Genomic DNA, 12,601 nt, shown 5'->3' on the forward strand with positions numbered 1-12,601 from the left:
TCGTGGTGTCGCGGTTGTGCGCGCAACCCGCGAATCCGCTGATTCTTCGGGTTTTCCGCATTGTGCTCACCGGGTGCCGGGTCAGCGTGGGGGGCGTTGTGGCGGTTTGTCGACGGCGAAGAATTCCTGTTCGGGGCGTCCGGTGGTGCCGTAGCGGAGTTGGACTTTGACGTCCCCGGAATTGGCCAGGGTTGACAGATACCGTTGCGCGGTGGCCCGTGAGACCCCGATCTCCGCGGACAGCTCAGCCGAGGACATTGGCTGGCCCGACGCGCGAAGTGCCTGCATCACAAGCTGTTTGGTGGGGGAGGCCACCGCTGTCGGCGACTTCGCGGGGGTAATGCGGGGACGCAGGGCATCAAGTGCGGCGTCGACCTGTTCGGCGTCAAGGTGGGAGCCGGACAGTATTTTGCGGTATCGGGCGTAACCCGACAGTCGGGCCGCCAAGTCTGTGGGGGCGAAGGGCTTGACGAGGTAGCTCAACGCGCCCGCGGCCACCGCGGCCCGAATCGATGCGGCATCGTTGGCAGCGCTTAAAATCATGCTGTCGCAGCGTAACTCGCGCACGAAGTCGATCCCGGACCCATCGGGAAGATACACGTCCACCAGGGCCAGGTCGACGGGGTCGGCCTTGCGAGCTGCGGCCAGTGTCGTCGCGGTCGTCGTCACGGCGAACCCGGGTAGCGCGTTGACGATGCCCGCGTGCATGTTGGCGACGCGGAAGTCGTCATCGACCACCAGCACTGTCAGTTCTGCGCCACCCATTGGGCTTCCTCCTTGACCATCACGCCCGGCAGCCGGGCGATGAACTCGGCGCCGCACAGCTCGGCGCCAGGGTTACCTGGGCTCGACAGCCAGACATCACCGCCCAGCGCACGGCTGATCTGTCGGGACAACGCCATTCCGATGCCGCGCCCGCCCGGTATCCCCGATTCGAGCTTGGTCGACTTGCCCTCGGTGAACACGTGCTCGACGAACTCGGGGGTCACCCCGTTGCCGGTGTCGGCGACGGTGATGTGCAGTGTCGAACCATCCTGCAGCAGCTCAACTTCGACGACCTTGGTGTCGTTGGCGCCGGTGCGGGACGCGTCGATGGCGTTGTCGAGCAGATTACCCAGCACCGTCGTGACGTCGACGGGCAGCGTGAGTCGCCCTGGCACCCAGGTGTTCTCACCGATCGTCAGCGTCACGCCGGCTTCACGGGCAGAGGCGGCCTTGGCTGCCAGGAATGCCTGCAGGAACGCGTCACGAATGGTGTCGATCCCCGGCAGCGCCGATCCCAGCGGACCTGACCCCAACAACTCCTCCACATATTGGGCGGCTTCCTCGGTGTGGCCGCCGTGCAGCAGACCGTTGAGCAGATGCAGCCGATTGGCGAACTCATGGCGTTGGGCGCGCAGCACCGTGCTCATCAGCTGCACCGCATCGAGTTGGCGGGTCAAAGATTCGACGTCGGTGCGATCGCGCACCACCAACACCTTTCCCAGCTCGCGTCCCTCACGTGCGACGTGTCGGGCGGACACCACCACGATCCGGTCACCGACGGTGGCAAGTGCGGGGGTCGAATCGGCGCCTTTGAACACTTCGAGCACCCGTGGGGTCAAACCGATCTCCTCCACCGACTTACCGGACCCGTTGGTGATCTCGAGCAAGCGCGCCGCCTCGTCGTTGACGAAGGTGGTCTTCCAGTCGGTGTCGACGGCCAGCACACCCTCGCCGATGCCGTGCAACACCGCGGCCTGACCGCGGATCAACTCCGCCATCTCCGCAGGCTGCAGCCCCATCGTCAGCCCTCGCCATCGCCGCGCCAGAAACACCGAGCCCACGACCCCGATCAGCAGGGCAACCCCGACGAGGACGGCCGCTGCCCGCACGTCGCTCCACAATTGGTGGTGCACCGCCGCGGTCGAGATCCCGACACTGACCTCGCCCACCACCCGATCCGAATCGGGAGCCCGCACAGGAACTTTCGCGCGGACCGATGGCCCCAGTGTGCCCGAATCGCGCTCGACGACCTCGTGGCCGGCCAGCGCCTGGGTGGGATCAGTGCTGACATGCCGGCCGAGTTCGTCGCGGTTGGGGTGCGACAGCCTGATGCCTTGATCGTTGGTAATCACCACGAACAACACGTCGGTGCGCTGCTGGACTTCGGTGGCCAATTGCTGCAACGGGCCATCGGCCAGCTCATCGGTGAGCGCCGGGCTCGGCGTCAAAGGCGCCGTGTCGTAGCGTGCGACGTCAGCGCGCACCGCCGGGGCCGATGCGAGCGCACGCGCCACGTCCAACGACCGGGTTTCGTATTCGGCGGCAAGGCGGTTGTGGCTCAACACGGCAAGCAGCCCACCCGCGATCCCAAGGGACAGCACGACAACGGCGACCTGCAGCAGCAGCACCTGGGTGGCCAAGCGCACATCCACGCGCTGCAGCCGCACCATCTGTCGAGCGTACGGCGTCGCTGCGCACAATGCGCAAAAGCTCGAAATCGCGCACTGCGCGGCTTGTGCGCACAAGCGAGCCACGGCGACTGCGGACCCATAACTTCGGTCGTGGCAACACACCACACCCAACCGTTCGTCATCGCCAAGAGCGACGGCGACAAACAAAGAGGAGAACTCAAATGAACACCACAACGTCTCGCGGACTCGTCCGCTTCATCGCAGGCCCCGTCGCTGCCGCCAGCATCATCGGCGGTGCCTTGGGATTGGCGGCTGTCGCCAATGCGAGCACTGCGCCGACTCCTGCCGTCGCCGCGTCCACGGCACCCACAGTCGGTCCCGCGACCAACGCCAAGGCCACCGACGGCGGAGAATCCACCAACGCTGGCGGCCTCATGCAGGCGACCAACGCCGGGGGCCTCATGCAAGCGACCACCCCGACGGCGGTCGCTGCCGCCGCACCAGATGCGGCGTCGTGCACTCAGTGGGGCTTCAACGGCACAACTAGTCTGTCAATGGGCAACGGAGGCACTATGTTTTTCAATGCGAAGGGTGCCTCCCTTGGGCAACCAGGGGTGCCGACCACCCCAGCCGAGGTGACCCAAATCGTCGGCAATCAAGGGACCGTTTTGTTCAATGGCTTTGTCACCGGCGGGATCGCCGGCGATCAGATCGCTGTGACGTTCGCATCGCCTCAGACCGGGGGCATTCAGCTGACCGGACAGGTCAGCCCGGACGGGTCCGCACGCGGCACCGGCAGCAACGGGGCCTGGAAGATGAACCCCCAACTGAAGTGTGTATGAGCACCGCTACGTAGAGAATGCCGTCCGCCTAAGCACCGGAATCGGCCCGCCACCTGTGGGGATCTAGGGTGGCGGGCCGAACACGTTCTGAGGCTAGTGCTTCCGGCTGGGGTGCCCCTGCGCTGACGTTGGCGTGGATGCCGTCTCCGCGCATGGTGCCGACGAACACTCGCCGAACGCGTGCCCAGATCACGGCGAGTTCCAGGAGCCGCCGCGCGACTGGGCGGCCCGCCGGGCCAAGCGCAGCGGCTGAACGACGATCACGAACAGACCGAACACCGCGAGCGGCGCGGCCAGCGGCACCCACGGCAGGTGGGTGGGGATCGTCGTGGCGACCAACCCAAGCGCCGAAGCGACGAGCACGCAGGCGATGGTCGGCCCGGTGATCGACGCGCGGCCACCGACGTGGAGCAGCAGATAGCACGTCGCGTTGAGCCCAGCCAGCACACACAGCAGTGGCGACGCGTCGGACAACCCGATCGCGCCAACGCAGACGAGCACGGCAACCGTTGCTGCGCTGGGGAATTGGACCGAGGCTACCACCGCGACGGCGGCCGCCAGCGCGGCGATCAGCGCAGGGGCGTCCGCCTGAAGGGCCACCGCGGCGACCATCAGCAGCCCGAAGGCGCTCGACAGCGCTCGCGTCGGACTCATCGCCGACGCTCCCGGCGCCCCGACTTGCGCCGCCGATGATCGGGCACCAGATGCATCGCCTGGTCCAACGCCACGTCGCTCCTCCACGACACCACGTCGACGCCGATCGTGCGCATGTCGCGGTACATGAACGCGCGCTGCAACCCCCACATCCGGTTGATCAGCGGATCCTGCTCGACTTCGAACGGCGGCCCGTCGAGCACGTCGACGGCCACGACGACGTGTCCGCGGCGACAGAGTTCGATCAGCGCGAGCGCGAAGTCGGTGTCCAGCAACGTCGAGAACGCCACCACGAGGGCGCCCGACGGGAGTGCGGCCCGCGGCGCCAACGTTCCCGACGTGGTCTCGAAGCCGTCACCGGCGCCGAGCACCGCGTCGAGCACGCGATAGAACTGTCTGCGCCCGATGTCCGCACCGAGCCAGCGCGGCTGGCCGCCCAGTGCGACGACGCCCGCCCTGTCTCCGCTGCGCAAGGCGCTCTGCACGACTTGCACGGCACCGCGCACCGTTCGCTCGGTCGCTTCGGTGGCGGGCCCGACGGGCTGGTCGTGCGTGTCGACGAGCACCACCACGTCGGCGGCTCGTTCGCTCAGTCGCTCGGTGACGTGGAGGCTGCCGCGGCGGGCACTCACCGGCCAGTTCACCGTCCGCAACTGGTCGCCGGGAACGTAGCTGCGGATGTTGCCGTACTCGACACCACGCCCGACGTGGCGGGTCAGATGCGTGCCCAGTCGGTCGAGTAAGTCGGTGCGCGGCAACGTCGTCGACTGAGCTGGGGCCACGGGGAACACGAACACCTCGGCCGCGTCCACCGACGTGGTCCCCGTCAGCAGTCCGCCTCGCGCGGGCACGGTCAGTCGGGCGCGCATCGGATACCGCCCCCAACGCTGCGCGGACGTCGTCACCTCCACGCGGGCCGAACCGTCCGGCCGGACGTCGAGCTGCGGCCCCGCGACGGTCGAGAGGTCAAGGCCGACCGGGGTTCCGTCGTCGGCCTCCGCCCATACCGTGAGCCGCGCCTCTTCGGCCTCGAAGCAGCGCACCAGCCCCGGCTCTGCGTGGACGCGGACCTTCGGCGGCTCAGGCTGCCACCGCAGCGACGCCAACATGCCGAGCAGCGGCGCGACGAACGCGACGAGCTGCCACGTGCCGGTCACCACCGCGGCGGCGAGTGCCACGGCCACGCAGGTGACCAGCGCCCGCGCCAACCCGGAAGTCCGCCAACGGAGTTCGACGTCCGTGGTGCGTCGGTCGATCACGTCGTGCCGCGGGTGCGCGGCACCGGGACGCGACGCAACAACTCCTCGACCACGTCGCCGCTGCGAACCTGTCGGACCCACATCTCGGGCCGCAGGCTGATCCGATGCGCCATGGCCGGAACCGCCAGCGCCTTGACGTCTTCGGGGATGACGTAGTCCCGCCCCGTCAGCAGGGCGCGCGCCCGGGCCAGCTGCACCAGGTCGAGTTCGGCGCGCGGGCTGGCCCCCACCGCGACCTGAGGGTGCTGCCTGCTGGCGGCCGCGAGTGACACCACGTAGCCCAACACGTCGGAGTGCACGGTCACGTGTTCCACCGCCTCGCGCATGGCCAAGAGGTCACGAGCATCCACCACCTGGTCGACGAGTTGCTCCGGCGCGCCGCGGTCCAGCCGGCGCTGCAACATCGAAACCTCTTCGGCCTCTGAGAGATACCGCAGTTCCAGTCGAATCGTGAACCTGTCCAGCTGGGCCTCCGGCAGTGGATAGGTGCCCTCGTACTCGATGGGGTTGTCGGTCGCCAACACGATGAACGGGTCGGGCAGCGGGTGGGTGACGCCGTCGATGCTGACCTGGCCCTCGGCCATCGCCTCCAGTAGCGCGGCCTGCGTCTTGGGCGGCGTTCGGTTGATCTCGTCGGCGAGGAGCAGGTTGGTGAAGATCGGGCCGCGCCGGAACTCGAACCGCCCCGACTGCATGTCATAGATGGTCGAGCCGAGCAGGTCGGCGGGCAGCAGGTCGGGAGTGAACTGCACGCGGGTGAACTCCAGCCCGAGCGCCGCGGCGAAGGACTTGGCGATCAGAGTCTTGCCCAGTCCCGGAAGGTCCTCGATGAGCACGTGCCCCCGGGCCAGCATCGCGGTCAGGATGAGCGTCAGAGCCGGACGCCTGCCCACCACCACGCGCTGGATCTCGTCGAGCACGGCATCGCATTGCGCGGCCGTCGTGGGCGCCGGTGTCGGCGGGGGTGATGTCATATTCGCTCCAACCTCTGCAGGACGTCGTCGAGCACTCTGCGGCCAGGGCCCGGTTCGTCGAGCCCGGTGCGGGACACGTTGTCGGGATCCACCCACACCCACAACTCGTCGCCGAAGACCATTCGAGCGGTCACCTGGAAGGCCCTCGGGTCCTTGCTCTTTCGTTGACCGGTGGCGAGTTCGAACTGCCGCGCGAGCATCGGGCGCAGGTGCTTGTCCCAGTCCGACCGCGTCGTCTCCGACCGCGCCACCAGCGTTTCGGTCCGCGCCAGCCACCGCCGCAAGGACTCCGACGGGTCGCGCGCCGTCGACTCGTCGGTGCCCTGCCGCTCCTCTCGGGCCAGCACCCACCGCGCGGTCAGCAGGGCCAGCGCCGCGACGCCGGCGGCGGCCAGCAGCGCGGCACCCCTTTCCGGCACCAGAAGGAGGCCCACCTCGACCGCGACGATGAGGCAAACCGACAGCGCGACAACCCCCTTCATGTCGCACCTCGCAGTTCGGCGTGTACCCGCTGCAACACCTGGACCGCGACCTCGCGGTGGCCCTCGTTCATCACGTGCGGGCTGAACCGCGCCTCGTCGAACAGGTCGACCAGCTGTGTCGCACTGTCGGGCCCCAGCGCGTGACGGTCCACGGCGCGGGCCAGCACCTCCGACGCCGTGTCGAAGTCCTGCGGTGCGGCGTCCGGTACGCGCGCCAGTTCACGCTCCATCGCCGCATAGCAGGCGATGATCGCCGCGCGCGGATCCCGACCAGGGTCCGCTACCTCGGCGAGCCCGACTTCGGCTGCGCGCGCGAGGGATTGGGCGCCGTCGGGCGGTTTGTGACGCGGGTCGAGGTCGGGGTCCGGGGTGGATGTCGGCGACGCGGGTCGGCGGCGCATGGCGACGACCGAGCCCGCGACGAGCACCAGGAGGAACAGTCCGGTGGCGGCGTAGAAGTAGCCGATCAGATCCGGCTCGGGGTGCGGCGCCTCGGGTGGCGGTCCCGGGTCGGACTCTGCGGCACCGGGTTTCGGCGTGCTGGTGTCCGAGGTGCCGGGCGGCACGTACGCGGGCGGGTTGAGCCCTACTCCGCCTCCGAGCCGGCTGAGCGCCATCGCCGCGAACAACGCGGCCACGACGACACCGAACGCGATGAGGGCCATCCGCCACGTCGGCCGACCCACGTCGGCTCGGAGCCAGTCGAGCCGGCTCGCGGCGCCGGCGCGTCCCGCCGTGCGATTGCGAGCCCGCACGATCACCGCCATCATCACGATGGCGACGGCCGCGACGAGTAGCCCGACGACGGCGAACAGTGCGAACGGGTTGTCGGCGGCAGGCTCGCGGGGCATGCGCTGGGCACCGGGGACGTACCCGCGAAGGGCCACCGCGGCGACGACCATCAGGACCGCCAGCGCGAGCACCGGCCACGCGGACGCCTTCGTCGGGCTTGCCATGGGCGACCTCCTGCGCCGATATCAGACGTTACGGGGCCTGACCGTGCTCGCGCAGCCACTTCGCGGTCAGTTGGCGGTAGGCCTGTTGCCCAACGCTGCCCGTGCGCGCATCGAATATGTGGTCGGCATACGGCACCGCGACGAGCTCGACGTCGACCCCTGCCGCGCGGGCGGCGTCCGCGAATCGGTACGTGGCACCGGTCGGCACCAGATGGTCGGACTCGCCGAGCAGGATCAGCGTCGGTGGCGCCGACGCGCTGAGGTGCGTCGCGGCCGCGATGGCGGCGTAGCGCGCAGGGAACTCCTGCGGCGACCCGCCGGTGTACGCACCGGCCATCGCTCTTGACGTGTCACCCATGGCGAAGTCCGGGTTGGCGTAGAAGTCCGCGGGATCGACCGCCGGGTAAAGCGTGGACACCGCGGCCACCTCGGGAAGCGTTCCACCACAGGAGGACTCGAGCGTGCCGTTCGCCCTGCGGTACGCCACGTTGATGGCCAGGTTCCCGCCCGCGGAGTCACCCGACAGCGACACCCGGGCAGGGTCACCGCCATAGCGGGGCGCGTTCGTCGCCGCCCATGCCAGCGCGCATCCGAGTTGGCCCTCGACCACGTCCCAGAGATGACGGTCGGCCGAGGACAGGGCGTAGTCGACCGTGATCACCAACCAACCCCGGTCGGCGAACCAGCGCATGTCGGCGGCGTGGGCGTCGCGGATGCCCGCCACCCAGCCGCCGCCGTGGACGAAGACGAGGACGGGGGCCGGCACCGACGGCGACGACGGGCGGTAGACGCTGAGCTCGAGTGGCTCCCCCTCGTACGTCGCGTAGGTGGCCTCGGCGTCTGGCGCCGCCGCACCCTTGGCCCAGACGCCGAGCGTGTCGACGACGTCGACGGCGGCTCCCGCGCGTTCGACGGCATCGATCATGCGGACGTTCGCCACGGTGGCGGCGAGCACCGTGACCACCGCGACGACGGCCAGCGTGCCCGAGAACCAGCCGCGTCGTCGCCACCAAGCCAAGAGCGCGAACGCCGAAGCGACAACCGCCGCGATCATCACCCACGACATCACCGGCGGCACGAATCCGGTCGCCAGCCCGAGGAACGGCAGGTCGGGCAGGAACGTCCCAAGCACGCCGAGCGCGAGGCCCGCAATCAGCACCGTGACTAGGCAGCGGACCACCATGGACACGATGCCCACGATGCGCATGACGTCAACCCGTTGAGCCCGTTCGGGTTTCGCGCTCGGCGGCCTCGACTAGTCGCTTCGAGACGTCCTTGATCGCATTGCGCACGATGGCGAGCACTAGCGGTCCGGTACCTGGCAGCGGTCCGTCGGTGAACGAACCAGTCCAGCGCAGGTCGGTGCCGCCGGACGCGTTCGGGGTGAAGAAGACCTCGGCCCGGTAGTCCTTCGCCGGGCCCTTGCCGTCGGCGAAGACGTAGACGTGCCTGCGGTCCTGCTCGTACTCGACGGTCTCCTCGCGCATCGCCATCGGCCACACCCCGACCTTGCGGATGGCCCCGAGGCCTCCGGGCGCGGGGTCGCCCTGGCGCTCCCAACTCGACTTGACGATCATCGGCCCGGCCCACTTCGACCAGCCCGCCCCGTCGGTTTCGAGCCGGAACAATACCTCCGGCGGCGCGGTACTGGTGCGGTTGAACTCGAAAGAAAACCTGCGGTCCGACATGGTGCGAGACCCTACCCGAGCGCTCCGAGGGTGGTCCCCGTCTCCCGTTCGGCGAACTCCCACAGCCGCGCCGCCGCGTCGTAGTCGCAGGCGGTGGTGGAACGGCCGATCAGCACGGGCCCGCCGCGCAGCCCCCCGATCCCGTCGACCCCGACGTAGCTGCCCGGCGGGATCGGTTCGCTGATGCAGTACAGCGTCGGCGCCGCGCCCGCATCGATGTCGTTGGCGAGCAGGTTCCCCGCCGTCTGAACCACGCGGTGCACCAACGACATCAGTGGTTTGTCCGACACCTTCGACAGGTTCGACGCCACCCAGCCGGGATGCGTGAGTTGGCTGACGACGGGTGAGCGCGCCTCGCGGAGCCTGCGGTCGAGTTCCAGCCCCCACAGCATCACGGCGAGCTTCGAACGTCCGTAGGCGCCCATCGCCTTCCACTTGCTGCGGCGCAGGTGCATGTCGTCGAGCCGCAGCGTGGCCGACTTGTGGGCCTCGGAGCCGACGTTGACGATCTGTGCCCGAACGCGGTCGGCGATCAGGTTCGTCAGCGCGAACGGGCCGAGGAAGTTGGTGCCGATCGTCGCCTCGAAGCCGTCGACGGTCTCGGTGCGGGCCGTCGTGACTGCGCCGGCGTTGTTGACGAGGATGTCGACGTCGTCGCAGACGTCGTCGAGGAGCGTGGGGAACGCGCGGACGGACGCCTGGTCGGCGAGGTCGAGGCGCACGACCGACGTCGTCCCGCCGAGCTCCGCAGCGCGTTGCGCCCCGAGTTCGGTGTTGCGCACCGCGAGGATGACGTGGGCGCCGGCGTCGGCCAGCGCGCGTGCGGTGGCGAGGCCCACCCCGTTGGTCGCGCCCGTGACGATGATGCGCTTGCCGGTCAAGTCACCGAGGCGGGTCGGCGTCCAGGCTTGGGTCACGGTGTCGAGGGTAGAGCTCGTCGAACTCGCGAGCAGGCCGGGGTTCGGTTCGGAATGACGTAAATTCCTTGTTACGACGGTGTTACCCGTATGCTGGTTCCATGCGGGTGAAGAGCGTATTCACTGAAGTCGAGACCCTGTTGTGCCGTAACAATATGCGCGACGTATCACCGCTCGCGCTGGAGATCCACGTGCGGGCGGTCGGGCGCAGCGTCCGCACCGCAAACCCGGCGTTCATCTCCGATGCCGGCCTCGACGCCATCGCGCCGGGCCACGCCACCACTATGGCGGCGGTCGAGTTGTGTCTGGCTGGGCTGTGGCACCGGACCACCAACGGCTACGGCGGCTACGTCATCGCCGATGCGGAACTCATCGACTACATGGCCGAGGTTCCCGTGCTGCGACGGTTCAAGGTCTTCTGCCGCAAGCTCTGGCGGGAACTCAACAGCGAGAAGTTCATCCCGCTGTAGCGCCTCAGAACTGCGGCAGCCGCACCACCTGCAGGAAGAACTGGTCGATCTGCCGCACCGCGCTCATGAACTGGTCGACGTCCACCGGCTTCGTCACGTACGCGTTGGCGTGCAGCTGGTAGCTCTTCACGATGTCCTCTGAGGCGGCCGACGTGGTGAGCACCACCACGGGGATGTGGCACAGGTCGGCGTCGGACTTGATCTGCTCGAGCAGCTGCCGGCCGTCGTACTTCGGCAGGTTCAGATCTAGCAGGATCAGATCCGGCCGCGGCGCATCGCCGAACTCACCTCTTTGGTAGAGGAAGTCCAAGCCTTGCTCCCCGTCGCGCGCCACATGCAGATTGCTCTTGATCTTGTTGTGCTCCAACGCTTCCCGGGTGATCAGCTCATCGCCTGGGTCGTCTTCGACGAGCAAGATGTCGATCGGGCGTACGGCGGCCATCATTGCGGCGATCCTTCCACAACGGCAGTCGCCATCGGCTTGACGGGCAGGGTGAATCTAAAGCGAACTCCGGCGGTGTACGACGTGTCGATCCAGATCGTCCCGCCATGCTGCTCCACGATCTTCTTGCATAGTGCCAGTCCAATGCCCGTTCCGCCGTACGTCTCGCGAGCATGCAGCCGCTGGAAGATGACGAAGACCTTGTCGACGAACTCGTCGGCGATCCCGATCCCGTTGTCCGACACGCTGAACAACCACTCGTCCTGATGCCGGCCCGCGCCGGGCTCGCACTCGACGACGATGCGCGGCGCTTGGCCGGGCTTGCGAAACTTCACCGCGTTCCCGACGAGGTTCTGCCACAGCATGGCCAGCAACATCGGGTCGCCAACGACCTGCGGAAGCGGTGCCGTTCGCACCACTTCGGCGCCGGACTCCTCGATGGCGCTCTCCAGGTTGCCGATGGCGGCGTCCAGGCTCGCGTCCAGCGCGACGTCGGCGTAGGTCGCGTTCAGCCGGCCCACCCGCGAGAACGTCAGCAGGTCGTTGATGAGCGCCTGCATCCGCTTGGCGCCGTCGACCGCGAACGCGATGTACTCGATACCCCGCTCGTCGAGTTGGTCGCCGTAGCGCTTCTCGAGCAGCTGGCAGAACGACGCGACCTTGCGCAGCGGCTCCTGCAGGTCGTGGCTGGCGACGTAGGCGAACTGTTCGAGCTCCGCGTTCGAGCGACGCAGCTCCTCGGTCTGTTCGGCCAACGCCTCGCGCGCCGTCTGCGCCGTGAGGAGTTCGGCGACGATGCGCTGTCGCATGTCCTCCACGTCGGCCGCGATGGCGCGGATGTCCTTGGGCCCGCGCGGGACGATCTTCTGGTCGAACTCACCGTCGGTGATCCGCCTGCACGCCGCGGCCAGCCTGTCGAGCGGGCGAGTCACCGTGCGGTTGACCACGATCGCCAGCAGGATCGCCGTAGCGAAGAACGTGAGAATCATGACCAGCAGCACGCGGTCGCGCCAGCCGCGCACCTCTGCGAGGTTGGCCAGGCCCTCGTCGCGAACCGTCGCCAAGTGCTCGCTCTGCACGTCGAACAGCCGTCGGATCTCGTCGAATTCGACTTTGCCGCGGTCGAGGTCAGCCGGGTCGAGCAAGTTGGTGGCCCCAGGTTTGACGCGCCCGATCAGCGGCTCCGCATAGCTCGACCGCCAGCCCGCCACGGCCCGCTCGACCGCATCCAGGTCGGCGAGAAGTTCGGGCCGGTCGGCCAGCCGCCTGCGCATGGCTTCGGCGGCGACCTGCGCGTCCTTCTGTCCGTCGTAATAGGGGTCGAGGAACTGCCGGTCGGTCGAGATGGCGTATCCACGAAGGGCCGTCTCCTGGTCGCGCACCGCCGTCTGCAAGCGGTAGGACGCCACGCGGGAGGGCTGGATGTCGTCGGTGAGCTCGCGGGCGAACTCGTCGGTCCGGCTCAGCAACACGCTGCCGACGACCGCACCCGCCAGCACGACGACCCCCATGGCGATGAGG

General features: G+C 68.4%; 14 protein-coding genes. 2 read left to right on the forward strand and 12 right to left on the reverse strand.

The window, feature by feature from the left end; genetic code table 11:
* Positions 1–81: 81 nt before the first annotated feature.
* Positions 82–765, reverse strand: coding sequence for a response regulator (locus SLQ33_RS05370; protein WP_319452764.1), 684 nt, complete (start codon positions 763–765; stop codon positions 82–84).
* Positions 747–2,435, reverse strand: coding sequence for an ATP-binding protein (locus tag SLQ33_RS05375; protein ID WP_319452765.1), 1,689 nt, complete (start codon positions 2,433–2,435; stop codon positions 747–749). Before SLQ33_RS05375 ends, SLQ33_RS05370 begins: the two co-directional genes overlap by 19 nt.
* A 182-nt stretch (positions 2,436–2,617) precedes the next feature.
* On the opposite strand from SLQ33_RS05375, the gene SLQ33_RS05380 reads away from it, so the two are divergent.
* Entirely contained in the window at positions 2,618–3,238 is a 621-nt protein-coding gene (locus SLQ33_RS05380) for a hypothetical protein (protein WP_319452766.1), read from the forward strand.
* 189 nt (positions 3,239–3,427) lie between these two features.
* On the opposite strand, the gene SLQ33_RS05385 is transcribed toward SLQ33_RS05380, so the two are convergent.
* The 8 genes from SLQ33_RS05385 to SLQ33_RS05420 are packed head-to-tail and all read right to left on the reverse strand — an operon-like array spanning position 3,428 to position 10,168.
* Positions 3,428–3,892, reverse strand: a complete 465-nt coding sequence (locus tag SLQ33_RS05385) for a hypothetical protein (RefSeq protein WP_319452767.1) — start codon at positions 3,890–3,892, stop codon at positions 3,428–3,430.
* A complete protein-coding gene (locus SLQ33_RS05390) occupies positions 3,889–5,151 on the reverse strand; it encodes a DUF58 domain-containing protein (RefSeq protein ID WP_319452768.1) in 1,263 nt (420 codons plus the stop codon). Before SLQ33_RS05390 ends, SLQ33_RS05385 begins: the two co-directional genes overlap by 4 nt.
* On the reverse strand, positions 5,148–6,125 hold the full coding sequence (locus SLQ33_RS05395) for a MoxR family ATPase (RefSeq protein ID WP_319452769.1): 978 nt from the start codon (positions 6,123–6,125) through the stop codon (positions 5,148–5,150). The genes SLQ33_RS05390 and SLQ33_RS05395 overlap by 4 nt, the downstream gene beginning before the upstream one ends.
* Positions 6,122–6,607: a hypothetical protein gene (locus SLQ33_RS05400; protein WP_319452770.1), complete on the reverse strand. Its 486-nt coding sequence runs from the start codon at positions 6,605–6,607 to the stop codon at positions 6,122–6,124. The genes SLQ33_RS05395 and SLQ33_RS05400 overlap by 4 nt, the downstream gene beginning before the upstream one ends.
* Entirely contained in the window at positions 6,604–7,563 is a 960-nt protein-coding gene (locus tag SLQ33_RS05405) for a DUF4129 domain-containing protein (protein WP_319452771.1), read from the reverse strand. Before SLQ33_RS05405 ends, SLQ33_RS05400 begins: the two co-directional genes overlap by 4 nt.
* Positions 7,564–7,591: 28 nt before the next feature.
* A complete protein-coding gene (locus SLQ33_RS05410; RefSeq protein ID WP_319452772.1) occupies positions 7,592–8,770 on the reverse strand; it encodes an alpha/beta hydrolase in 1,179 nt (392 codons plus the stop codon).
* A 4-nt stretch (positions 8,771–8,774) separates the two neighbouring features.
* Positions 8,775–9,251 carry an SRPBCC family protein gene (locus tag SLQ33_RS05415; protein ID WP_319452773.1) on the reverse strand — a complete coding sequence of 159 codons (477 nt, stop codon included), beginning with the start codon at positions 9,249–9,251 and terminating at the stop codon, positions 8,775–8,777.
* A gap of 11 nt (positions 9,252–9,262) precedes the next feature.
* A complete protein-coding gene (locus SLQ33_RS05420) occupies positions 9,263–10,168 on the reverse strand; it encodes an SDR family NAD(P)-dependent oxidoreductase (protein WP_319452774.1) in 906 nt (301 codons plus the stop codon).
* A 101-nt stretch (positions 10,169–10,269) separates the two neighbouring features.
* Here SLQ33_RS05420 and SLQ33_RS05425 point away from each other — a divergent pair, with 101 nt between their 5' ends.
* Positions 10,270–10,638, forward strand: coding sequence for a hypothetical protein (locus SLQ33_RS05425; protein WP_319452775.1), 369 nt, complete (start codon positions 10,270–10,272; stop codon positions 10,636–10,638).
* A gap of 4 nt (positions 10,639–10,642) precedes the next feature.
* On the opposite strand, the gene SLQ33_RS05430 is transcribed toward SLQ33_RS05425, so the two are convergent.
* The gene (locus SLQ33_RS05430) at positions 10,643–11,083 is read right to left on the reverse strand and encodes a response regulator (protein WP_319452776.1); all 441 of its coding nucleotides are present in this window, start codon (positions 11,081–11,083) and stop codon (positions 10,643–10,645) included.
* On the reverse strand, positions 11,080–12,591 hold the full coding sequence (locus tag SLQ33_RS05435) for a sensor histidine kinase (RefSeq protein WP_319453267.1): 1,512 nt from the start codon (positions 12,589–12,591) through the stop codon (positions 11,080–11,082). The genes SLQ33_RS05430 and SLQ33_RS05435 overlap by 4 nt, the downstream gene beginning before the upstream one ends.
* Positions 12,592–12,601 lie beyond the last annotated feature (10 nt).

It is taken from the genome of Mycobacterium sp. RTGN6, from assembly GCF_033804605.1.
Lineage (GTDB): Bacteria > Actinomycetota > Actinomycetes > Mycobacteriales > Mycobacteriaceae > Mycobacterium.